The sequence below is a fragment of the Devosia sp. genome, from assembly GCF_048261455.1.
Taxonomy (GTDB): Bacteria; Pseudomonadota; Alphaproteobacteria; order Rhizobiales; family Devosiaceae; genus Devosia_A.
Genome location: NZ_JBLXGA010000016.1, coordinates 1 through 20,811, shown reverse-complemented (window position 1 = coordinate 20,811; position 20,811 = coordinate 1). Strand labels below are relative to the sequence as shown.

At 64.8% G+C, this 20,811-nt stretch carries 25 protein-coding genes; 11 read left to right on the top strand and 14 right to left on the bottom strand.

Going from position 1 to position 20,811, the window contains the following annotated elements; translation table 11 throughout:
* Window positions 1-95: 95 nt before the first annotated feature.
* The 3 genes from msrB to ACN0TK_RS15325 all read right to left on the bottom strand — a co-directional run bounded on the left by msrB (window position 96) and on the right by ACN0TK_RS15325 (window position 1,741).
* A complete protein-coding gene (gene msrB, locus ACN0TK_RS15335) occupies window positions 96-602 on the bottom strand; it encodes a peptide-methionine (R)-S-oxide reductase MsrB (RefSeq protein WP_417310400.1) in 507 nt (168 codons plus the stop codon).
* 131 nt (window positions 603-733) lie between these two features.
* Window positions 734-1,300 (bottom strand): fasciclin domain-containing protein, encoded by a 567-nt coding sequence (locus tag ACN0TK_RS15330; protein ID WP_417310399.1) that lies wholly within the window; start codon window positions 1,298-1,300, stop codon window positions 734-736.
* A 264-nt stretch (window positions 1,301-1,564) separates the two neighbouring features.
* A complete protein-coding gene (locus tag ACN0TK_RS15325; protein WP_417310398.1) occupies window positions 1,565-1,741 on the bottom strand; it encodes a hypothetical protein in 177 nt (58 codons plus the stop codon).
* Between the two features lie 257 nt (window positions 1,742-1,998).
* Here ACN0TK_RS15325 and ACN0TK_RS15320 point away from each other — a divergent pair, with 257 nt between their 5' ends.
* The gene (locus tag ACN0TK_RS15320) at window positions 1,999-3,501 is read left to right on the top strand and encodes an inorganic phosphate transporter (RefSeq protein ID WP_417310397.1); all 1,503 of its coding nucleotides are present in this window, start codon (window positions 1,999-2,001) and stop codon (window positions 3,499-3,501) included.
* A gap of 75 nt (window positions 3,502-3,576) precedes the next feature.
* On the opposite strand, the gene ACN0TK_RS15315 is transcribed toward ACN0TK_RS15320, so the two are convergent.
* The 3 genes from ACN0TK_RS15315 to argB all read right to left on the bottom strand — a co-directional run bounded on the left by ACN0TK_RS15315 (window position 3,577) and on the right by argB (window position 5,438).
* Window positions 3,577-4,083: an NUDIX hydrolase gene (locus tag ACN0TK_RS15315; protein WP_417310396.1), complete on the bottom strand. Its 507-nt coding sequence runs from the start codon at window positions 4,081-4,083 to the stop codon at window positions 3,577-3,579.
* Between the two features lie 97 nt (window positions 4,084-4,180).
* Window positions 4,181-4,486, bottom strand: a complete 306-nt coding sequence (locus ACN0TK_RS15310) for a hypothetical protein (protein WP_417310395.1) — start codon at window positions 4,484-4,486, stop codon at window positions 4,181-4,183.
* Between the two features lie 61 nt (window positions 4,487-4,547).
* Complete coding sequence (gene argB, locus ACN0TK_RS15305) at window positions 4,548-5,438, bottom strand: acetylglutamate kinase (protein WP_417310394.1); 891 nt, start codon at window positions 5,436-5,438, stop codon at window positions 4,548-4,550.
* Window positions 5,439-5,617: 179 nt separating this feature from the next.
* Here argB and ACN0TK_RS15300 point away from each other — a divergent pair, with 179 nt between their 5' ends.
* A complete protein-coding gene (locus ACN0TK_RS15300; protein ID WP_417310393.1) occupies window positions 5,618-6,163 on the top strand; it encodes a sigma-70 family RNA polymerase sigma factor in 546 nt (181 codons plus the stop codon).
* Window positions 6,160-6,891 carry an anti-sigma factor domain-containing protein gene (locus tag ACN0TK_RS15295; protein WP_417310392.1) on the top strand — a complete coding sequence of 244 codons (732 nt, stop codon included), beginning with the start codon at window positions 6,160-6,162 and terminating at the stop codon, window positions 6,889-6,891. The genes ACN0TK_RS15300 and ACN0TK_RS15295 overlap by 4 nt, the downstream gene beginning before the upstream one ends.
* A gap of 104 nt (window positions 6,892-6,995) precedes the next feature.
* On the opposite strand, the gene ACN0TK_RS15290 is transcribed toward ACN0TK_RS15295, so the two are convergent.
* From ACN0TK_RS15290 to ACN0TK_RS15280, 3 genes are all read right to left on the bottom strand, one after another.
* Window positions 6,996-7,970: an aldo/keto reductase gene (locus tag ACN0TK_RS15290; RefSeq protein WP_417310391.1), complete on the bottom strand. Its 975-nt coding sequence runs from the start codon at window positions 7,968-7,970 to the stop codon at window positions 6,996-6,998.
* A gap of 165 nt (window positions 7,971-8,135) precedes the next feature.
* Window positions 8,136-9,632 carry an MFS transporter gene (locus ACN0TK_RS15285; protein WP_417310390.1) on the bottom strand — a complete coding sequence of 499 codons (1,497 nt, stop codon included), beginning with the start codon at window positions 9,630-9,632 and terminating at the stop codon, window positions 8,136-8,138.
* Between the two features lie 2 nt (window positions 9,633-9,634).
* Entirely contained in the window at window positions 9,635-10,252 is a 618-nt protein-coding gene (locus ACN0TK_RS15280) for a TetR/AcrR family transcriptional regulator (RefSeq protein ID WP_417310389.1), read from the bottom strand.
* Window positions 10,253-10,443: 191 nt separating this feature from the next.
* Between ACN0TK_RS15280 and ACN0TK_RS15275 the strand changes: the two genes are divergently transcribed.
* Entirely contained in the window at window positions 10,444-11,151 is a 708-nt protein-coding gene (locus tag ACN0TK_RS15275; protein WP_417310388.1) for a pyrimidine 5'-nucleotidase, read from the top strand.
* Window positions 11,152-11,270: 119 nt separating this feature from the next.
* Here ACN0TK_RS15275 and ACN0TK_RS15270 read toward each other — a convergent pair whose 3' ends face one another.
* A complete protein-coding gene (locus ACN0TK_RS15270; RefSeq protein WP_417310387.1) occupies window positions 11,271-12,119 on the bottom strand; it encodes an LOG family protein in 849 nt (282 codons plus the stop codon).
* Between the two features lie 108 nt (window positions 12,120-12,227).
* Here ACN0TK_RS15270 and dapD point away from each other — a divergent pair, with 108 nt between their 5' ends.
* The 5 genes from dapD (at window position 12,228) to ACN0TK_RS15245 (ending at window position 15,995) form a co-directional block, all read left to right on the top strand.
* On the top strand, window positions 12,228-13,073 hold the full coding sequence (gene dapD, locus ACN0TK_RS15265) for a 2,3,4,5-tetrahydropyridine-2,6-dicarboxylate N-succinyltransferase (RefSeq protein ID WP_417310386.1): 846 nt from the start codon (window positions 12,228-12,230) through the stop codon (window positions 13,071-13,073).
* Between the two features lie 153 nt (window positions 13,074-13,226).
* Window positions 13,227-13,697: a DUF805 domain-containing protein gene (locus ACN0TK_RS15260; RefSeq protein ID WP_417310385.1), complete on the top strand. Its 471-nt coding sequence runs from the start codon at window positions 13,227-13,229 to the stop codon at window positions 13,695-13,697.
* 19 nt (window positions 13,698-13,716) lie between these two features.
* Complete coding sequence (gene dapE, locus ACN0TK_RS15255) at window positions 13,717-14,868, top strand: succinyl-diaminopimelate desuccinylase (protein WP_417310384.1); 1,152 nt, start codon at window positions 13,717-13,719, stop codon at window positions 14,866-14,868.
* Entirely contained in the window at window positions 14,865-15,401 is a 537-nt protein-coding gene (locus ACN0TK_RS15250) for a hypothetical protein (RefSeq protein WP_417310383.1), read from the top strand. Before dapE ends, ACN0TK_RS15250 begins: the two co-directional genes overlap by 4 nt.
* Before the next feature lie 39 nt (window positions 15,402-15,440).
* A complete protein-coding gene (locus ACN0TK_RS15245; RefSeq protein WP_417310382.1) occupies window positions 15,441-15,995 on the top strand; it encodes a hypothetical protein in 555 nt (184 codons plus the stop codon).
* Here ACN0TK_RS15245 and truA read toward each other — a convergent pair.
* The 3 genes from truA to def form a co-directional block, all read right to left on the bottom strand.
* Window positions 15,976-16,713 carry a tRNA pseudouridine(38-40) synthase TruA gene (gene truA, locus ACN0TK_RS15240; protein ID WP_417310381.1) on the bottom strand — a complete coding sequence of 246 codons (738 nt, stop codon included), beginning with the start codon at window positions 16,711-16,713 and terminating at the stop codon, window positions 15,976-15,978. The genes ACN0TK_RS15245 and truA overlap by 20 nt on opposite strands.
* Window positions 16,714-16,840: 127 nt before the next feature.
* Complete coding sequence (gene fmt, locus ACN0TK_RS15235; RefSeq protein ID WP_417310380.1) at window positions 16,841-17,767, bottom strand: methionyl-tRNA formyltransferase; 927 nt, start codon at window positions 17,765-17,767, stop codon at window positions 16,841-16,843.
* Between the two features lie 173 nt (window positions 17,768-17,940).
* Window positions 17,941-18,462, bottom strand: coding sequence for a peptide deformylase (def, locus tag ACN0TK_RS15230; RefSeq protein WP_417310379.1), 522 nt, complete (start codon window positions 18,460-18,462; stop codon window positions 17,941-17,943).
* Between the two features lie 121 nt (window positions 18,463-18,583).
* On the opposite strand from def, the gene rmuC reads away from it, so the two are divergent.
* On the top strand, window positions 18,584-20,038 hold the full coding sequence (rmuC, locus tag ACN0TK_RS15225; protein ID WP_417310378.1) for a DNA recombination protein RmuC: 1,455 nt from the start codon (window positions 18,584-18,586) through the stop codon (window positions 20,036-20,038).
* 107 nt (window positions 20,039-20,145) lie between these two features.
* Window positions 20,146-20,661, top strand: coding sequence for a LuxR C-terminal-related transcriptional regulator (locus tag ACN0TK_RS15220; RefSeq protein ID WP_417310377.1), 516 nt, complete (start codon window positions 20,146-20,148; stop codon window positions 20,659-20,661).
* 3 nt (window positions 20,662-20,664) lie between these two features.
* Here the strand turns inward: ACN0TK_RS15220 and ACN0TK_RS15215 are convergent, their stop codons facing one another.
* Complete coding sequence (locus ACN0TK_RS15215; RefSeq protein ID WP_417310445.1) at window positions 20,665-20,781, bottom strand: HVA1 family protein; 117 nt, start codon at window positions 20,779-20,781, stop codon at window positions 20,665-20,667.
* Between the last annotated feature and the right edge of the window lie 30 nt (window positions 20,782-20,811).

The following is a 20,811-nucleotide window of genomic DNA, read 5'->3' as shown; positions in this document are numbered from 1 at the left end:
TGGATAAGTGTAATCCTCCGCACTTAATCACCGGTTGACGGCAACACCGGTATTGCAAGTGATCTGGCCGGGCGGCGCACCCGGCCAGTCAGGGATCAGGCGGACGCCGGCTCGAAGGTCATGGCGACACCGTTCATGCAATAGCGCAGGCCGGTCGGCTCGGGGCCATCGTTGAACACGTGGCCCAGGTGACCGCCACAGCGGCTGCAATGGACCTCGGTGCGGCCGTAGCCGAGCTTGTAGTCGGTGGATTCACCAACCGCATTGGTGAGCGGCTCGTAAAAGCTCGGCCAGCCGGTGCGGCTGTCATATTTGGTGGCACTGTCAAACAGCGGCTGATCGCAGCCGGCACAGGCATAGATGCCCTCGCGCTTTTCGTGCAGCAGATCGGAGGTGCCGGGAAATTCGGTGCCTTCCTCGCGCAGCACATTGAAGGCTTCGGGCGACAGACGCGAACGCCATTCGGCCTCGGTGAGGGTGACTTCGAAATCACCTTCCGCGGCGATGGTGCCCGTCGTCATGGGGCGAAAGAGCGTGGCAGCGACGCCGAGCGACAACACGGCGGTGCTGCCCAGCAGCAGTTTTCGACGATTGAGAGCCATGAGTGGCGCCTTTCCTTTGACGGGTTTCAGACTAGCCGCCGTGCGCGACACAGTCCCTACAAATGAGCGTGTCCCGCACTGGGGCGGGACACGCAGTCGTTCCTACCAGTTCGCGCGAGACGCGCGGCTGGTTACATCTTGGGCAGAAGCACCGCGTCGATGACGTGGATCACGCCGTTCGACTGCTTGACGTCGGCGATGGTCACATTGGCCGTGCCGCCGTTCTCGTCGGTCAGGGTGACGGTGCCGTTGTCGACCTTGGCGTCGATCACGCAACCACCGACGGTCTCGATCTCGTGGCTGCCGCCATCGTCCTCGATCATGCCAACCAGAGCGGTCGACATCACATCGGCAGCGACCACGTGGCAGGTGAGGATGGTGACCAGCTGATCCTTGTTCTCAGGCATCAGCAGCGTTTCGACGGTGCCCTCGGGCAGCGCGGCGAAAGCTTCGTTGGTCGGTGCGAACACGGTGAACGGGCCTTCACCCGACAGGGTGTCGACCAACCCGGCAGCCTGAACGGCGGCGACCAGCGTGGTGTGGTCGGCAGAGTTCACGGCGTTTTCGACGATGTTCTTGTCGGCATACATGGCCGCACCACCCACCATCGGGTTGTCCTGAGCGATTGCCGAGCCAGCAACGCCGGAGACGGCGAGAACGGTGGAGAGGGCGGCGGCACGAAGAGCTGTGAGCTTCATTGTTTGTTCCTTCCTGGGTAAATTCGGTGTCCACTGTCTTGCATTCGGGACGTGAACAGTTACGGGACGCGCCAGGGGACAGTTTCACTCAACCGCAGAAAATCACTGATTTTCTTTTTTGTTCTTCGACGCAACCTTTCGATGAATATACGCGTTCGCGCACGCTCTCTTTATTACTGCCCTGCATCTCCCAGACTCGCTTTTCTTGCGACTGGAGGCGCAGGGTTTCCGCGACGCCAACGCGCGACCGGGTGCAGTGGGCGATCAGAAGCCCGGACGCGGGGGCATGGGCACGTCGGGCGACGGGGCAGAAACGATGCGTATCGAGGTCGAACCGGTCATGACGGTGTCGGCGGCGAGACGGTTCACCTCGGCATAGGCCTGGCTGAAAGAGAAAATTGCGAGGGCGATGGCGGCGAAGGTGCACAGGGCGTTCAGCATCGGGGGCTCCGGTCAAATTGATGCGCTTGAGGTGCGCTGTGGTCAGGCCCGACCGGGGCTTAATCGTGGCATTTTATCGAAGCTCGCAGTGTATGGTTTACCACTCGCTAATTCACACAGGGCGTCCACAACCCGAGGCGAATTGCGGCTTTACACCGCCAATTACGACACAAATGTCATAATCGACTGGCCCGGGGCGGCCGGCTTGGCTAGACAGGCGCACGACAAGCATCTGCCCTGAACGAGGCCTGCCACCCGTGTCCAAGCCCGCCATCGACAAGGACCTGAAACGCGTTTCGCAGCTGAGCGGCGCGACCCGCTCCAATGCCGAAGTCATCGCCGCGCCGGGGTTGGCCCTGCTGTTCATTCTGGCGGCACTGGTTTGGGCGAGTTGGGCCATGGCCGGCGGTACGCAGGGCTATTTCGTCGTCATCGCCACGGTGATCGCCGCCTATATGGCGCTGAACATCGGCGCCAATGACGTCGCCAACAACATGGGACCTGCCGTCGGCGCGCGCGCACTGACCATGGGCGGGGCGCTGGTGATCGCCGCGATCTGCGAGGCGGCGGGCGCGCTGCTGGCAGGCGGCGATGTGGTATCGACCATCTCGACGAACCTGTTGGTGAAGGACGCGGTGCTGAGCCCCAATGTGTTCATCATCGTCATGATGGCAGCGCTGTTGAGTTCGGCATTGTGGGTGAACCTGGCAACCATTCTCGGGGCGCCGGTCTCGACCACGCATTCGGTGGTCGGCGGCGTCGTCGGTGCGGGGATCGCGGCGCTGGGCTTTGGCGCGGTGGCCTGGCCGGTACTGGGCCAGATCGCCATGAGCTGGGTGATCTCGCCGCTGGTGGGCGGGCTGCTGGCGGCGGCATTCCTGACCGTGATCAACGCCACCATCCTCAACCGGGCCGAAAAGACCGAAGCGGCGCGGCGCTGGGTGCCGGTGTTCGTGGCGCTGATGAGCGGCATTTTTGCGATGTATATGGCGAGCAAGGGGCTGAAGCGGTTGTGGAGCCCCGACCCCGGCATCGTGGTGACCATCGGGCTGGTGTTCGGCGGGCTCGGCTGGCTGGTGGCGATCCCCTGGGTGCGCAGCGGGATGGGCGGGCCGGACAATGCGCGCAAGCAGGTCGGCCGCCTGTTCCGGCTGCCGCTGATCATATCGACCGCGCTGTTGAGCTTTGCGCATGGCGCCAATGACGTGGCCAATGCCGTGGGCCCGCTGGCGGCGATCGTCGCGGCAGTGAGCGAGGGCGCGGCCGGGGCCAAGGTGACGCTGCCGCTGTGGGTGCTGGCGATCGGCGGCATCGGCATTGCCATCGGGCTGGCGCTGTTCGGGCCGCGGCTGATCCGCACCGTGGGTGAAAAGATCACCAAGCTCAACGAAATCCGCGGCTTCTGCGTGGCGCTGGCGGCAGCGGCGACGGTGCTGGTCGCGTCGGCGCTGGGGATGCCAGTGAGCTCTACGCATATCGCGATCGGCGCCGTGTTCGGCGTCGGCCTGCAGCGCGAAGGGTTCTCCAATCGCGGCATCCGCAACAAGGCGGTGAGCCCCGAAGGCGTGTTCCTGAAGACCGACCACCTCAACCGCACGCCGGAAGAGGCGGTCCACAATTTCCAGAAGCGGCGCCGGCGCTATCTGGTGCGGCGCCAGCACGCGCTGTCGATTGCCACGGCCTGGGTGGTGACGGTGCCGGCTGCAGCCCTGCTCTCCGCCGTAGTGTATTTCGTGATGATGACGGTGTTTGGCATCTAGGCTGGATGCGCCCACGGCGCGACCAACGCGCCGTGATTCTCATGACGTCCGTAGCGCTCGTGCGCGAACGGCCGCCTATTCGGTGATCGCGACCGAGGGGGTGTCGTGGTGGCGGCCGGAGCCGAGTTCGCGCTGGGCCAGGGCGACTGCGACGTCGGCGAGGCCTTCGTGGGTGATGAGGCGCTTGGCCTCGGGCAGGACGGCCCAGTGGCGATAGCGCTGGCCGCGCTCCTTCCAGTCCTCACGCTGCCGGGCGACGCGGAGCGGATAGAGTTTCACCTCGATGGGCGCCGGACGTTCCTCGGTGACCGGCAGCCAGTACGAGCCGATCGGCTCGTGATCGATGTCGCCCTCGACGCCTGCTTCTTCCCAGGCCTCGTGCGCTGCGGTGTCCCACGGCGTTTTGCCGTCCATCAGCCCGCCCTTGGGAAAGATCCACTTGCCGCGGCCGCGCGAGGTGATGAGCAGCACGACTAGCTGGCCATCAACGATGGTGTAGGGCAAGGCGCCGACCTGCGGACCGGCGGGCTCGACCGGCTGGCGGCCGAATCGACGCAGAAAGCTGAAAGCCTTGTTGAGCATTGGGGCCGGTGGGTGATTCGAGGACGGCACAGTATGCAAGCGGCGAGTCGCGTTGGGAAGCGGGGCCTCCCAGGCAGATGCCGACCTGACCCGCTGCTCAGCGGCCCGGGCGCACGGCGTCCGCGAAAGCAGTCAGCGCCCACAGGACCGCAGCGGTCGCCATGGTGATTGCGGTATCGATCACAGCTTCGTTCAGCTTGAAGCCGACGCCGCTGCGCATGTCGCCAAAAGCGTCGAGCGCTTCGTTGAGCAGTTGCAGCGCGAAAACGATCAGGACGGCCAGACCGGCACGGCGAAACAGGATCAGCGCGACGACAAAGATGGCGATCGCCACATAGACGTGCAGGGCGGCTGGCGGCATGCCGGTTGCGCCGCCGATCGCCTGCTTCAGCGCATCCCACATAAGGCCGCGAATGCCAGGCCAGGGGCGCGCGACCGCCCACCTGCGCCGGAAGGACGGTGCATCAGCGGACGATCAGCGTGCCGGCGCCGTGTTCGGTGAACAGCTCGACGAGGACCACGTGGGGGGTCTTGCCGTTGAGGATCACCACGCCTTCGACGCCGTCTTCGAGCGCGGCGAGGCAGGTTTCGACCTTGGGGATCATGCCGCCCGAAATGGTGCCGTCGGCGATCAGCCGCTTGGCCTCGGCCACCGTGAGCTCGGGGATGAGCTGCTTATCGGCATCGAGCACGCCATCAACATCGGTGAGGAACAGCAGGCGCTTGGCGCCAAGCGAGCCGGCGATGGCGCCGGCGAAGGTGTCGGCGTTGATGTTGTAGGTATTGCCGTCATGGCCGGGGGCAACCGGGGCGATGACCGGGATCATTTCGGAGCGCGCCAACTGGTCGAGCAGGGTGCGATCGACTTCGACCGGTTCGCCGACATAGCCGAGATCGAGCACGCGCTCGATGTTGGAATCGGGATCGCGGAACTTCTTTTCGGCCTTTCTGGCAAAGACCATGTTGCCGTCCTTGCCGCACAGGCCAATGGCCCATTCGCCCTCGGCATTGATGAGCGCGACGATTTCCTTGTTGATCGAGCCGGCGAGCACCATCTCGACGATTTCCATGGTGCGCTTGTCGGTGACCCGCAGCCCGCCTTCGAATTTCGACTCGATGCCGAGATTTTTCAGCATCTGGGCGATCTGCGGGCCGCCGCCATGGACGACGATCGGGTTGACGCGGGACTGTTTCAGCAACGCGATATCGCGGGCGAAGGCCTGTCCGAGCGAGGCATCGCCCATGGCGTGGCCGCCGTATTTCACCACGACGGTCTTGCCCTCGTAGCGCTGCATATAGGGCAGCGCCTGCGACAGAACGGCGGCATCGGAGGAAAAACTCTCGAGATCGGTCATGGCGTAAGGCGTGTCCCCTGTTTCGGGCTCAGAGCTATAACGCATTCCGCCTGACACGAAAGCGCTTTCCAAGCAGAAATAACTTCCCACTGAACCTGTTGCAAATGATGGCGGAATTAACTTCATGACCCAGCGCCAGGGCTAGGCAGGCGGGGACGTCAGCGCTAAAGTCCGCGGCAATGAGTGGTTCAAGCGCAGACATTGCCGAGCTGATTTCCCGTACGGCCCTACGGGATCGTGCGGCATTTCGTGATCTGTACGAACGGACCAGCGCGAAACTCTTCGGTGTCGCCCTCCGTATTTTGAAGGACAGATCGGAAGCCGAAGAGGCGCTGCAAGAGGTCTATGTCAAGATCTGGCAGCGCGCCGACCGCTACGTACAGGGCGGCTATAGCCCGATCTCCTGGCTGGTGGCCGTTGCCCGCAACCACGCACTCGATGTGCTGCGGGCCCGTAAACCGGTGAACGACGACATGGACGTGGCCCTCGAAATTCCCGACGGCGGCCCCGATCCAGAACAGGCTGCACTCTCCAGTGGCGAGCGCGGACGGATCGACAATTGCCTCGCTCAACTGGAGGCAGACAAGGCCGATTGCGTGCGTGGCGCCTATCTCGAAGGGTTCAGCTATGACGAACTGGCGACGCGTCACAGCGTGCCGCTGAACACGATGCGAACCTGGCTCCGGCGGAGCCTGTTGAAACTGAGAGAGTGCCTATCGTCATGAGCCCACAGGCCAACAGCAGCGGACCGGAGGACGACCAGATCCTGGTCGCCGAGTACGCGCTCGGCCTGCTTGACGGGCCGGAACGCGAAACCGTGGCACGCCGTGTGAAATCGGAACCCATGCTGTCGGCCGAAATGCGGCTGTGGCAGAGCCGGTTGAGCGCGCTCGACGGCGAATTCGCCGAGGTGGCACCGCCGGCCAATGTGTTGTCGAAGGTCGAAAGGCGGCTGTTCGGCGAGACGCAGTCAGCCGGCGCTGGTGGCGTTGCCAGGTGGTGGAATTCGCTGGCGCTGTGGCGCGGACTGACGGCTGCTGCGGCCGCCGTCGCGGTGGTCGCCGTGAGCGTCAACCTGATGCAGCCGGCGCAACTGGCGCCCGAGGAATATGCCACGCAGCTGGTGGCCGCGATCCAGGCACAGGACGGGTTCGGCGTCGAGTTCATCGCGCTCTACGACCAGCAGAATGGCGAAGTGCGGGTCACCTCGTTGCGCGGCGATGCCGTGGCCGACAAGGATTATGAGCTTTGGTACATCAATGGCGACGCCCCGGCGGTCTCCATGGGCGTGCTGCCGATCGACGCGCGACGCGAGATTGAACTCGACGATGCGACGCGTTCGCAGATCGATGCCGGCACGACGCTGGCGGTGACGCTGGAGCAAAAGGGTGGCTCGCCCACCGGTAAGGCCCAGGGCCCGATCGTCGCGGTCGGCACGGCGATCGCGATCTAGATTTTCGGTTTTTGAGACCAAAGGCCCCGGAGCGATCCGGGGCCTTTTTTGTATGTCGAGGTAGATGAGACCCCTACCCGGCGCTGTGCGCCGCGGCCGGGCGTTTAGCCGACGCGGCCGAAGAGGTTGCCGGCGTTGGGGACGTGTTTGACGATCTCGTCGGAAATGGCGGTCATGCGGTCAAAGACCGACTGATCGATATCGCCTTCGAGGGCGGGCATGACGCTTTCGACCTGTTCAGCGTTGCGGCCGCCGATGATGGTGGCGGCAATGCCGGGGCGCGACAGGGCCCAGCGGATGGCGAGATGGGCCAGCGGGCGATCGCGCTCGGCGGCGATGGCCTTGAGCTGTTCGACGCCCTCGTAGACATGCGGCCAGATATCTTCGCGGAAGGGCAGGATGCCGTGGCGCTGATCGCCTTCGCGGAGGCCCGGATCGCGGCCGAACTTGCCGGTGAGAATGCCGTGGGCGAGCGTCGAATAGGTGATGACCGTGGTGCCGTGCCGGGTGCACCAATCGATAACGTCGTCCTCGGGGTAGCGCCAGAGCAGGTTGTAGCCGAGCTGATGGGCGTCGATGGTGCCGACTTCGGCGACCTGGGCCATTTCGGTGACGGAGAAATTGGACACACCCACGGCACCAATCTTGCCCTCGGCGCGGGCGCGTTCGAGCCCTTCCATGGTCGGTCGCATGTCCCAGCCGGTGCGGGGCCAGTGGATGTAGTAAAGGTCGATGGTGTCGACGCCGAGCCGGCCGAGGCTGCCTTCGACCTGCTCGTACATCGAGGCGGCAGTGGCTTCGGCGGGGTTGGCCTTGGAGGCGATAAAGATCTGGTCGCGCTTGTCGGCGATGAAGCGGCCATAGAGCTCTTCGGAGTGGCCGCCGCCATACCCGGCGCCGGTATCGAAGTGGCGCACCCCGGCATCGAAGGCGGCCTGCATGGCGGCGGTGAGATGGGCGTCCTGCTCGGAAGGGCTGCCATAGGGCACATACCAGGAGCCGCCGAAGCAGAGCGGTGGCTGCGCAATGGGGCTGGCGCCGATGCGCATGGGCTTGAGCGCGGGGGAAATGGTGGTCACTGTGGCAATCCTCCCAAATATGCCGAAAACAGAACTGTCGGACCGGGCGGGCGACAGAGGCCTGAGGTCCTGCGGCTGTTTACGGGATTTTGCGAGGCGAGGCGAGCGCCAGGCGGCAATGGATGCCGGGCGCATGTGGCGCGCCCGGCTGGATCGGGTGTCGGATCAGGCCTCGACGGGCGGTGCGGCTGGGGCACGGCCCGGCTCGGCGCCCGGCGGCGGCTTGATGCGCAGGAAAGGCACCAGAGCAACGACCAGCGCGAAGGAAGCGACCTGATAGAGAATGGCCGTGCCGGCAGCGCTGGCATAGGCGGCCTTCAGCGCGACGCCCGCCGAGAGATCGGACGCCAGATGGGTGAAGAAGATTTCGCCCACCAGCGCGATGCCGACGGCGCCGCCGATCTGCTGGAAGGCCTGCAGCGCCCCGGAGCCCGCACCGGCGTCGCGCGGCGGCACGGACGACAGGACGGTCTGGAATAGGCCCGAAAAGCCCATGCCGAGGCCGAGGCCGGCCACGAGCAGCGGCGGCACGAAGGTGAGCGTGTTCACCGTATCCCCGAGACCACGGATGATGAGATCAAGCCAGCCGATGCCGATGACCAGCATGGTGGCGCCGACGGCCAGCCGGGTGCGCAGATAGCGCTGGCCAAGACGGCCGATGAACAGTGACACGCCGAGGACGCCGAGCGAGAACGGCGTATTGGCGAAGCCCGACTGCAGCGGCGTCAGCTCGTAACCCGTCTGCAGCAGCAGCGAGATGACGAGGAACATCGGCGGAATGCCGGAGGCGAAGATGGTGGTGACCAGCAGGCCCAGCAGATAATTGGGATTGGAGATCAGGTTGTAGTTGAGCAATTGCGGCTGGTCGGCGCGGGCGCGGCGGCGCTGCCAGAGCACGAACAGCCCGACGACCACGATCGAGACGGCCATCATGGCGAAGGCCCAGGCCGGCCAGCCATAGGCGCGGCCTTCGACCAGCGGGAAGACCATGGCCACCGAGGCGAGGACGAACAGGCCGATGCCGACATAGTCGTTACGCAGGCTGGGGTTGCCGGGCGTGCGGGGAATGAGGAACCAGCCCGCGACCACGGCCAGAATACCGACGGGAATATTGACGAGAAAGATCGGGCGCCAATCGAGCCCGAAGAAATCGCCACCGATCAGCAACCCGCCCAGGATGGGACCGGAGACGGCGGCGAGGCCGGTGCTGAGACCGAAGAGTGAGAAGGCCTGGCCCTTTTCCTGCGGAGGGAAGGTGACCTGAACGATGGCCAGCACCTGCGGCGTCATGATGGCACCGGCCAGCCCCTGCAGTACGCGGGCAAAGATCAGCCATTCAATGGATGGCGCGAGGCCACAGAGCGCCGAGGCGAGAGTGAACGAGGCGACGCCGATAAGGAACATGCGGGTGCGCCCGACGATGTCGCCCAGGCGACCGAAGGGTAGCAGGCCGAGGGCGAAGGCCAGCACGTAGGCGGCAACCACCCACTCGATCTCACTGGGGCTGGCCCCGAGATCGGTCTGCAGTACGGGGAGCGCCACGTTGACGATGGTCACGTCGATCAGGTTCATGAAGGTGGCGAGCAGCAGCACCATCAGCGCGATCCAGCGGCGTGGATCGGCCTCCTCCTTGTTGCGTGGAACCTGAAAATTCTGCGGCATGACTAGTGACCTGAAACGTGGGAAGGATTGCGGAAGGCGCGACGGATTTCGTCGCACATCCGGTTGTAGTTTTCTGCCGACGGGTCGTCGGACAGACGGAAGCTGGTGAGCGCACCGATGAGCACGAGCGCGGCTGCCTGCGGGTCGAGATCCGGCTTCAGGCTAGCATCGGCCCGGCCGGTCTCAAAGATGGCGGCGATGGCAGTCTGCCAGTTGCGGCGCAGGGGCGCCAGCAGCTGGGCGAGCGCCGGATCGCGCGAGGCGCGCTGGCTTAGTTCGGCGACGACATCGAGCAGTTCGGTGTGCTCGGTGAGCAATTCGTAGTGATCGACAAACTCGGCCTCGAGCTGCTCGGCGCCCGACAGGTGGCTGCGGGGGCGCTTGACCACCTGCTGGCGGAAATCTGCCTGCAGGGTTTCGGCGAGCAGAGAGATCAATTCCGCCTTGGTGGGCACGTGATAGTGCAGCGTGGCGATGTTGATGCCGACCCGCTCGGCAATGTCGCGCGTTCTGAGACCCTCAAAACCCTTTTCATGCACCAGCGCGCGCGCCGCCGCGGCGATGGCGATGCGCCGGTCGTCGGTGGTTTCACGCTTGGTGGCGGATTGGGGGTCGGGCACGGCTGAGGGCTCACATCGGGCGCAGGAGGTGGGACGGAACAAGCGTCAGAGAGCGCTTGTTAGACCGGATCGCATCTCTCAATCAAGTGATTGATTGAAACAGGGGCGAAGTTTTTCCGGGACGCGCGTTTCGGTGAACGGTGTCGGCGGGCGGTAGTGAATGTGTCCGCGACCTGCTGTAGGATGGGCGGATGAACCAGATGTCCCCGCCGCCCCGCTCGCTCGACCATGTCACCGAGTGGATCTTCGACCTCGACAACACGCTGTATCCGCGTGAGTGCAACCTGTTCGCGCAGATCGACCTGCTGATCTCGGACTACATGGTGGATGTGACGCGACTGCCCTATGACGAGGCGCGCGCGCTGCAGAAAACCTATTACCGCGACTATGGCACGACGCTGAACGGGCTGATGCAGCTGCACGAGGTGGACCCGGACCATTATCTGTCCAAGGTGCATGACATCGACTATTCGCCTGTTGTGGCGCATCCGGATCTGGTGGGCGCGATCACCGCACTACCGGGCCGCAAGTTCATTCTGACCAATGGTGATGTGGGCCACGCGCGCCAGGTGCTGGGCCGGCTGGGCCCCGGGGCCGATGCGCTGTTTGCCGATATCTACGATATCCGCGCCATGAAGTACCGGCCAAAGCCCCTGCCCGAGGCTTACGACGCCTTCCTGGCGCTGCACGGGATCGACCCGACCCGGGCGGCGATGTTCGACGACCTCGAAAAGAACCTCAAGGTGCCGCACGAGGTGGGGATGATTACCGTGCAGGTGGTGGCCGGCGAGGACTTCGCGCATCACCAGGTCGACGACTGGGAGCTGACCCGCACCAGCGCCGATCATGTGCACCATGTGACGGCGGACCTGAACGGGTTTTTGCGCGCACTGGGGTGAGCGCGGGCGCCGGCGCCCCGCGTCCGCTGGGATGACAGCGGAGGCCTCGCTACCGGACCGCCCTCATGGTTCGACGAAGGCACCATGAGGGCCGGGACCAACGGCGCGATAGCTGCCGCTCAGTCGATCGAGACTTCTGGCAGGTTGTAGTGCTTGCGCACGACGTTCCAGCCTTCCTCGGCGCTGTCGACGACCGTGAAGAGGTTCGGGTCGTCGGGGCTGATGGTGCCCGCCTCGGCCAAAGCCTCGAAGTTCAGCACCTTGTTCCAGAACTCCATGCCGAACAGCAGCAGCGGCACGCGCTCCATGCGGCCGGTCTGGATGAGCGTGAGGGTTTCGAAGAACTCGTCGAGCGTGCCGAAGCCGCCCGGGAACACCGCCACGGCGCGGGCGCGGATGAGGAAGTGGATCTTGCGCGTGGCGAAATAGTGGAAATTGAAGCAAAGCTCCGGCGTCACATATTCGTTGGGCGCCTGCTCGTGCGGCAGGACGATGTTGAGGCCGATCGACGGCGCACCGACCTCGGTGGCACCGCGGTTGCCGGCCTCCATGACGCCGGGGCCACCGCCGGTGACGACGACATAGTCCTGAAAATTGAGCGCGCGGGAGGTTTCGGACGCATAGCGGGCGAAGCGGCGCGCTTCCTCGTAATAGCGCGAGGCCTGTTCGAGATTGCGCTCCTGGGTCTTGTTGCGCGCGGCCCAGGCGGGCTTGCCCGGCTCGGGGATGCGGGCGCCACCGAAAAGCACGACGGTGGAGTTGATGCCCTGCTCGCGCAGGATGAACTCGGGTTTCAGATATTCGAGCTGAAAGCGAATGCCACGCGTATCCTCGGAGGTCATGAACTCCGGGTCCGAGAACGCCAGCCGGAAGGTGGAGGATTCGGTCTGCGGCGTGACCGGCGCCTGTTGGGCGGCGGAAATATCCTGTTCGGAGGTACGTAGCGTGGTGCGCCGTTTTCTGGCCATTGATTGTCCTTTCGCTTCCCCACCAGCCTCGCATGGGTGAGGTTAAGGATCGTTGACAGCGAGGGCGTGCCGGATAATGTCCGGCGCGAAACCAAACCGGAGACCCCCATGGCGCACGAAGAGCTTGCCCGCGACATCGAAGCCGCATTCGAAACACGCAGCGAGATCACGACCTCGACGCAAGGCAAAGTGCGCGACGCAGTGGTTGAGGCGCTCAACCTGCTCGACAGCGGCAAGGCCCGCGTGGCCGAAAAGGGCGCCGACGGCCAATGGGTGGTGAACCAATGGCTGAAAAAGGCCGTGCTGCTGAGCTTCCGGCTCAACGACATGGAAATGATCCCCGGCGGGCCGGGCGGCTCGCACTGGTGGGACAAGGTGCCCTCGAAGTTCGCCGGCTGGAGCGAGAACCGCTACCGTGAGGCGGGTTTCCGCGCGGTGCCGGGCGCGATCGTGCGGCACTCGGCGCATATCGGCAAATCAGTGGTGCTAATGCCGAGCTTCGTGAACCTTGGCGCCTATGTCGACGAGGGCACGATGGTCGACACCTGGGCGACGGTGGGCAGCTGCGCGCAGATCGGCAAGAACGTGCACCTTTCCGGCGGCGTCGGCATTGGCGGCGTGCTGGAGCCGCTGCAGGCGGGGCCGACGATCATCGAGGACAATTGCTTCATCGGTGCGCGCTCGGAAGTGGTCGAGGGCGTCGTGGTGGGCGAAGGCTCGGTGATCTCGATGGGCGTGTTCATCGGCGCCTCTACCAAGATCGTCGACCGGGCAACCGGCGAAATCCACATGGGCAAGGTGCCGCCCTACTCCGTCGTCGTGTCCGGCAGCCTGCCCGGCAAACCGCTGCCCGATGGCACTCCCGGGCCGAGCCTTTATTGCGCAGTGATCGTCAAGACAGTGGACGCGCAGACGCGCTCCAAGACCGGCGTCAACGAGCTGCTGCGGGACTGATACCGCGCCCCTATGCACTATAGCGGCCGGTCCATCGGCCGCTATTCATGCGCTACCGGTTGTTTCCACCGCCGAATGCGGGGCGCTCTGGCCGCTCGCGTGTTCATGTCCTACCGTCCCGGCCGTTGTACTTGCGGCAAGGAGGGCTATGTCGTGGACGGACTGAAAGACCTACTCACAACCAGCGATGGGCGCATCAATCGACAGAAATGGTGGATCGGGACACTGGCAATTGTCGTCATTTCCATTCTGGCGAGCATCGTCATTTCCATCATCAGCTTGGGCAATGGCACCATTTCGGCCTGGCTGGCCGTGCTGCTCAACCTGGTGATGATCTATCCAACCTATTGCATCGGCATCAAACGCCGGCACGACCGGGACAATGACGGCAAGGACCTGATCGCGCTGATCGCCATCAGCCTCGTTCTCAACCTGCTGCAGGCCGTGGGAGTCGGCGTGACTGTCACCGGCGCAGGCGCCGAGACGGTGACCCAGACCGCGACCTGGCTGGCCGTCATTCAGTTTGCGGTGCTGATCTTCGTCATCTACATGATCGTGCAACTCGGGGTCTTGAAGGGCACGGACGGTCCGAACACCTATGGGCCCGACCCGCTGAACAGCTGACACAACAGGAGACGGCATCGTGACGTCTGAAACTGCGGACGATGCCGTCCGGCTGCTGCAAGAGATGATCCGCTGCGCTTCGGTGACGCCGGAGGCGGCCGGGGTCTTCGACGTGCTGGAGGCGGCGCTGACGCCGCTGGGCTTCACCTGCGAGCGGCTGCGCTTTGAGGGCGATGGCTCCTACCCGGTCGACAACCTGTTTGCGACGCGTGGCACCGCAGGCAAGCATCTGCTGTTTGCCGGGCATACCGATGTGGTGCCGCCGGGCGATGCCGCAAGCTGGACGCACCCGCCGTTCGCGGCCGAGATCGCCGACGGGCTGATGTATGGCCGCGGCACGACCGACATGAAAGCGGGCGTTGCCGCGTTCGTTGCGGCGCTGGCCGCGATCCCTCCCGAGGCCGGGCGGATTTCGCTGGCCATCACCAATGACGAGGAAGCGGATGCCGTCAACGGCACCGACAAGCTGATGCAATGGGCCGAGGCCCAGGGCCACCGGTTCGACTTCTGCATTGTCGGCGAACCGAGCGCCACGGCGCGAGTAGGCGACAGCATCAAGATCGGGCGGCGCGGCAGCCTCAACGGCCGGATCAGCGTGACCGGCACGCAGGGGCATGTCGCCTATCCCGACAAGGCCAACAACCCGCTGCCGGTGGCGGCGGCGCTGCTGTCCTCGCTCTCGGGCAAGCTGGACGACGGCACCGAACATTTCCCGCCCTCCAACCTTGAGTTCACCTCGGTTGACGTGGGCAACACGACGACCAATGTGATTCCGGCCAAGGTCGAGATGCGGTTCAACATCCGCCACAATGACCGCTGGACGCCGCAGGGCTTGATTGACGCCGTCAATGAAGTGATTGCCAATTGCGACAAACGCGACTGCGTGGTTGATTTCACAACTGCAGGCCGCCCCTCGCCGGTGTTCATCAGCGAAGTCGGTGGTGGCGTCGAAGTGCTGATCGAGACCATCGCGCGTGCGACCGGGATTGCGCCGGAACTGTCGACGGCGGGCGGCACCTCGGACGGACGGTTCATCGCGAACTATTGCCCGGTGGTGGAATTCGGAACACCGGGCGCCAGCATGCACAAGGTGGACGAGCATGTGCGGCTGGAGGACCTGAAGGCGCTGGTCGGGCTCTACCGCAGTTTCATCACGGATTACTTCGCTTGAACGCTTTTGTGGAGCTGGGTCAGGCAGCGATCGGCTGGCTCGATCTGATCGCCGGGCGACCGGGCGGTGTCGAGCGCTTCAAGATGACGCGGCGCGGGCTGATCAACGCCGTAGGATTCTATGTCGCCGTGGTGCTGATCGCGATGGTGCTGGCCGGCGGACTGTCGGCGACGGCCGACCAACAGATTTTCCTGATGCTCGGCAATCTGGCGCCAGCGCTGCTGCTGGGGGTGATCGGCTGGGCAACGATGAAGCTGTTGCGCCCCGCAGAGGCGGCGCTGAGCCTTGCGGTACCCACGATCTATGCGCTGGGCTTCATGCTGGTGGTGCGGCTGGTGCTAGCGCTGTTTGCCGGGCCGGCGGTGATGAACGCGGTGCTCGGCGCACTGGGGTTCATGCTGTATCGCGCCGGGCGTCAGGCGGGTGGATTGAACGTCGGCATGGCGCTGGTCTTCGCGGTTCTTTGCGTGCTGGCGCTTGTGGTTATGACCGCGGGCCTCTACATGCTCGTGAGCGAGGGACCGACAGGCTAGAGCCAGACAGTGAACCAGAGTTTTCTGCAAGAAACCCAGATGGCTGCGCGCGGCGTGTTCGCGCTGGCGATGTTCGATCGCCAGGCGGCCCGGTATTTCAACTTTTCGCGGTCGGGGCTGGTCAGCAGCTTCATAGCCGTGCTGGCCGTTGCCGCGTTCGAGCTTGTGGTGTCGGCATTGCTTGGACAGAGCAATATGTTCGAGTCGCTGGTGCAGACGGTGATCGTCTATGCCGCACTGATCGCGTCGACCTGGCTGTTTGCCCGCCAGATCGACCGGATGGACGCGATGGTGCCGTTCATCGTCACCATCAACTGGTCCAATGCGGCGCTGTCGCTGGCGATGATGGTGACCGTACTCGTGGGCCTGGGCCTCATCGCGCCGGTGCTGATGGGCGCGGCGGTGATCGTCACCATCAATATCGCCCGGCTGATCATGACGTTGAAGGCGCTGCAGATCGTGCTGCTGATCCTGGCGCAGGTCGTCGGACTGGTGGCGGCAGTGCTGGTGCTGGGCATGATGTTCCCGCTCACTGAAGAAGAGCAGGCGCAGCTCGAGCGGATGCAGACCGAACTCAGTAGTCCGCAGCAATAAGATAAAGCCCGTCGGGCGGCGCCAGCGGGCCGCAGCGGGCGCGATCGGCCGCATCGAGAGCGGCGCGGAAGTCAGCCGGGGTCCAGCGCCCCTCCCCCACCAGCTTCAACGAGCCAACCATCGAGCGCACCTGCGAATGCAGGAAGCTGCGGGCGTGCACCCGCGCGATGATCCGGTCACCCTCGCGGCTGACATCAAACAAATCCAGCGTGCGGATGGGCGACTTGGCCTGGCAATCAGCGGCGCGGAAGGTGGAGAAATCGTGCTGTCCAAGGATCAGCTGCGCCGCCTCGTGCATGAGACCGGCATCGAGCGGCATGGGCACCTGCCAGACATGACCGGCGTCGATGGCCGGACGGGCGCGGCGATTGAGGATGCGATATTCATAGCGCCGGCCGATGGCCGAAAAGCGCGCCTCGAAATCCGGGGCGGCCAGTTCGGCTTCGACGATCGCCACCGGATGCGGCTTGGTGTGAAAGTTGAGCGCTTCGCGAACGCGGAACGGATCCCAGTCGCGCGTCAGATCGAAATGCACCACCTGACCGAGCGCGTGGACGCCGGTGTCGGTGCGGCCGGCGGCCTGGATGGTGACGGTCTCGCCCGAAAAGGCAGTGATCGCATCCTCGATCACCTGCTGCACGGACGGATTATGCGCCTGACGCTGCCAGCCGCGGAACGGGCTGCCGTCATATTCGACGGTGAGGCGATAGCGCGGCATCAGCGGGTGCTCTGGGGGCTGCAGGCGAACGGAGGCAAGGCCCCCTCTTCCGCCCCTTCGGCGCACCTTCTCCGCTGAAGGGAGACGGGTTTCCGACGACCGCTGCAGATCGAGGGGCAGTCGGGCATCAGCTGACGCGCTCCGGCAGCTCCCCGGCGCCGCGAAGGAAGGTCTGGGCATCCATGGCGGACTTGCCCTGGCGCTGCACCGTGACGAGCCGCACGGCGCCGCTGCCGCAGGCGATGGTGAGATCGGGCAGGATGGTGCCCGGGGCCGTGCCGGCGGGCGCTTCGGCCAGAGTCGAGCGCAGGACCTTGACCCGAGTCGCGCTGCCCTTGAGATCGAGCTCGAACCAGGCGCCCGGGAAGGGCGACAGGCCGCGAATGAGATTGTGCACCTCGGCGGCCGAGCGAGTGAAATCGATCCGGGCCTCGGCCTTGTCGATCTTGTCGGCATAGGTGACGCCGGTTTCGGCCTGGGGCGTGAAATCGAGGCTGTCGCGTTCGACGGCTGAGAGCGCCCGGCCCATCAGATCGGCGCCGACCAGCATCATTTTGTCGTGCAATTCACCGGCGGTCATGTCCGGGCCGATGGGGATCTGGTCGACGAGACCGACGGGGCCGGTGTCGAGCCCTTCATCCATCTGCATCACCATGACGCCGGTTACGGTGTCGCCGGCCATCACCGCGCGCTGGATGGGCGCGGCACCCCGCCAGCGCGGAAGGAGCGAACCATGCAGGTTGAGGCAGCCGAGGTGCGGCGCCTCGAGGATCGGCTTGGGCAGGATCAGGCCATAGGCGACGACGATGCCGAGATCGGCATCATGGCTGGCAAAGACGTCCTGTTCCTCGGCGCCACGCAGCGAGCGCGGGGTGAAGACCGGAATACCGAAGCCATCGGCCGCCTCATGCACCGGCGAGCGGCGCTCGGCCTGGCCGCGGCCAGCCGGCTTGGGTGCGCGCGTATAGACAGCGACCACCTCGTGGCCGGAGGAGATGATTTCGGTGAGGGTCGGCACGGCGAATTCGGGCGTGCCCATGAAGATGATTTTCATGTGGCGTTAGTGGCACCGGACGGGCCGGGCGTAAAGGGGGCGCCGCTTCGGGGGCGCGCGGTAGGCCACCAACAAAACGCCCCGCAAGACATGTCGTGCGGGGCGAAAAATCTCGGAATGGGCCCCGGCTCTCGCCGGGGTGACATCGGGGTGGTGAGCGACGCCGGGCCGCGTCAGCCGGCCTTTTTGTTGAGGCGGTCGGCTTTCTGGAACTTTTTCAGCACGCGGTCGCGCTTCAGGCGGCTGAGATAGTCGATGTAGAGCACGCCATCGAGGTGATCGATCTCGTGCTGGATGCACACGGCCAGCCGGTCGGTGGCGTCACGCTCGACCGTGTTGCCGTCGAGATCGGTGTAGCGCACGGAAATTTCGGCCGGGCGCTCGACGTCGTAATAGACCTCTGGGATCGACAGGCACCCTTCTTCGGTGCTGACGATGTCGTCGGACATGCCGGTGATTTCGGGATTGATCATGACGATCGGGTCATTGGGCTCGTCCTCGCGGGACAGGTCCATGACGATGATGCGCTTCATCTCGCCGATCTGCGGCCCGGCGAGGCCGATGCCGGGGGCATCGTACATGGTGTCGAGCATATCCTGCGCGAGGGCCTTGATCCCGTCATCGACCTTTTCGACAGGGTCGGCCACGGCGCGCAGGCGCGGGTCGGGCAGGAGCAGGATGGGGCGCTTGGCCATCGATGGGGTCCTCATTGCAGGAGATGGGGCTGAATATGGTATTTTGAGGCGAAGGGTCAACCGGTGGCGCGTGCGGGCGTCATGTGAACAAAAGGGAAACCGAATCGGGTAGCGTAGGAAAATGGACCGCGTCTATTTCACCCTGGCCGATTTTCCGGTGCGTTTTTTCGAGCTCGTGATCGCCGCTGGCGCGGTGATGGCGTTGCTGCTGTGCGTTGTACTGGTGGTGCTCGTGCGCCAGAGCCGGGCCCGCGCCGAGGTGGAAGAGGCCGCCACGGCGCAGCGCGAACAGCTGGAACAGGCGCTGGCGCTGGTGCAGCAATCGCACGCCCAGCAGTTGACCGATCGCGACCGGCAGATCGTCGAACTGAAGCAGGACCTGCGCGAGGAACGCCAGCAGGTGGGTCAGGCGCGCATGGACCACTCGGACCTCAGCACCCGCTATGCGCGGCTCGAGACCCAGCTCGACGAGCACAAGCGCCAAAGCGCGGCCGCTGAGGCGCGGTTCGTCGAGTTGCGCCAACAGATGACCGACCAGTTCAAGGCGCTGGCCGGCGACGTGATGAAGGTGCAAAGCGAGACCTTCACCCGGCAGAACCGCGAGCAGGTGGATACGCTGCTCAAGCCGTTGAGTGACAAGATCGTCGAGTTCCAGACGGGGCTGCTGCGCGACCGGGCGGCGATGACCGAGCAGATCAAGGCGCTGGCGGCTAGCAACCTCATGATCACCACCGAAGCCGGCAACCTGACGCGGGCGCTGAAGGGCAATACGCAAGCGCAGGGCGCCTGGGGCGAGATGATCCTCGAGACCATCCTCGAGCGCTCGGGGCTGCGGGAGGGCGAGCAATATCGCACGCAGAGCAGCCACGCGGCGGGCGACAGCGGCCGGGTGCGCACCGATGTCGAGATCCTGATGCCCAATGACGACGTGCTGGTGATCGATTCCAAGGTGTCGCTGACCGCCTTCGAGGCCTTCACCAATGCCGAAACCGAGGTCGACAGGACGCAGCAGATCGGCGCGCATGTCGCCTCGATCCGCGGCCATATCAAGACGCTGGGCGACAAGACCTATCAGCGGCACGCGGGCTCGAGCCTCGATTATGTGATGATGTTCGTGCCGATCGAGGCGGCGCTGGCAGCAGCGGTGACGCATGACCCGCGGCTGGTGGAATATGGCTTTGCCAATGGCGTGATGCTGACGACGCCGACGACGCTGATGACGGTGCTGCGCACGGTGCGCAACGTGTGGGACATCGAAAAGCGGCACGAGAACGCCGAGGAAATCGCCAATCGCGCCGGGGCGCTCTATGACAAGGTGGCGGGGTTTCTCACCAGCATGGACAGTGTCGGCAAGTCGCTGGAGCGGGCGCAGGGCGCCTATAGCGATGCGCGGGGGCAGCTGCAGACGGGACGCGGCAATATCGTGCGGCAGATCGAGATGTTGCGCGAGCTGGGCGCGAAATCGAGCAAGCCATTGCCGCCCGACTGGAACGCGGAGAACGGCGACGACCCCGCCCAGACCGCTGCGCCGGAAGACGGCCCGCCGATGCTGCTACGGGTGTTCGACGGCGACTGAGCTTCAGAGCGGCAGAGACTGCGCAACTCAATAAGTTAATCGTCGGAAAATAATTTCTTTACACGCCTGAGCGCATTCCCTTAGCTGTCAAAGTGGGGGGACGTGCCGTGACTGAGAGTGTGCTGGACAGCCGGCAGAGCGTCGCCGTGTTGCTTGAACGGCTCGAGCGGGTCGAGGCACTTGTACAAAGTCTCGTTGCCGAGCCGGTGCAGGACGCGCCCCCTGATCCCCAGACCGGGTTGTCTTCCAGACGCCGCCTCGCCCGGCTGGGGCCACGGCAGCACGCCATGCTGCAGATGCTGTTTCGTGGGGCCAGCAATGCCGAAATTTCCGAGCGGCTTGGCGTGACGGTGAACACAGTGGCCGGGAATGTGTCGACGCTGGCGCGGCATTTCGGGGCGCGCGGGCGCACGCAACTGGCGGCGCGGGCGCAGCTCGAAGTCGCCGCAGTGTCTGGTGCAGACTACCTGGAACTGAGTGGCGGGCTGCCTCTTGACTGGGACGCCAACTTCTTGCGCAAGCCCATGCGCGAGCTGCTGGATGATGACCCGAGGAGCGCCCTGCGTGCCACGCGGCAGCGGAAAGTCAGCACCCGCGCCGATGGGAAAGGCGCCGGTCCATAGGCGCTATTTCTTCGGCTTGAGCTCACTTTCCGATTTCAGCGCCCGGTCGCCGTCGGACTGTTTGACCAGATAGGCCGGCTCGTCGGCGCTTGCCTTGCGCTTCACTTCCGTCCCCTTGATGGTGCGGGTGACGTCATCCTCGAAACGCTC

What these genes read in the sequence shown, in the direction of transcription:
- ACN0TK_RS15315 (WP_417310396.1), bottom strand. Translation starts at nt 4,083, where the DNA reads ATGCTCAACAAGGCTTTCAGCTTTCTGCGTCGATTCGGCCGCCAGCCG.
- msrB (WP_417310400.1), bottom strand. Translation starts at nt 602, where the DNA reads ATGGCTCTCAATCGTCGAAAACTGCTGCTGGGCAGCACCGCCGTGTTG.
- ACN0TK_RS15325 (WP_417310398.1), bottom strand. Translation starts at nt 1,741, where the DNA reads ATGCTGAACGCCCTGTGCACCTTCGCCGCCATCGCCCTCGCAATTTTC.
- def (WP_417310379.1), bottom strand. Translation starts at nt 18,462, where the DNA reads ATGGCCAAGCGCCCCATCCTGCTCCTGCCCGACCCGCGCCTGCGCGCC.
- argB (WP_417310394.1), bottom strand. Translation starts at nt 5,438, where the DNA reads ATGACCGATCTCGAGAGTTTTTCCTCCGATGCCGCCGTTCTGTCGCAG.
- ACN0TK_RS15300 (WP_417310393.1), top strand. Translation starts at nt 5,618, where the DNA reads ATGAGTGGTTCAAGCGCAGACATTGCCGAGCTGATTTCCCGTACGGCC.
- truA (WP_417310381.1), bottom strand. Translation starts at nt 16,713, where the DNA reads ATGCCGCGCTATCGCCTCACCGTCGAATATGACGGCAGCCCGTTCCGC.
- dapD (WP_417310386.1), top strand. Translation starts at nt 12,228, where the DNA reads ATGGCGCACGAAGAGCTTGCCCGCGACATCGAAGCCGCATTCGAAACA.
- fmt (WP_417310380.1), bottom strand. Translation starts at nt 17,767, where the DNA reads ATGAAAATCATCTTCATGGGCACGCCCGAATTCGCCGTGCCGACCCTC.
- ACN0TK_RS15310 (WP_417310395.1), bottom strand. Translation starts at nt 4,486, where the DNA reads ATGTGGGATGCGCTGAAGCAGGCGATCGGCGGCGCAACCGGCATGCCG.
- ACN0TK_RS15270 (WP_417310387.1), bottom strand. Translation starts at nt 12,119, where the DNA reads ATGGCCAGAAAACGGCGCACCACGCTACGTACCTCCGAACAGGATATT.
- ACN0TK_RS15330 (WP_417310399.1), bottom strand. Translation starts at nt 1,300, where the DNA reads ATGAAGCTCACAGCTCTTCGTGCCGCCGCCCTCTCCACCGTTCTCGCC.
- ACN0TK_RS15275 (WP_417310388.1), top strand. Translation starts at nt 10,444, where the DNA reads ATGAACCAGATGTCCCCGCCGCCCCGCTCGCTCGACCATGTCACCGAG.
- ACN0TK_RS15245 (WP_417310382.1), top strand. Translation starts at nt 15,441, where the DNA reads ATGGCTGCGCGCGGCGTGTTCGCGCTGGCGATGTTCGATCGCCAGGCG.
- ACN0TK_RS15285 (WP_417310390.1), bottom strand. Translation starts at nt 9,632, where the DNA reads ATGCCGCAGAATTTTCAGGTTCCACGCAACAAGGAGGAGGCCGATCCA.
- rmuC (WP_417310378.1), top strand. Translation starts at nt 18,584, where the DNA reads ATGGACCGCGTCTATTTCACCCTGGCCGATTTTCCGGTGCGTTTTTTC.
- ACN0TK_RS15295 (WP_417310392.1), top strand. Translation starts at nt 6,160, where the DNA reads ATGAGCCCACAGGCCAACAGCAGCGGACCGGAGGACGACCAGATCCTG.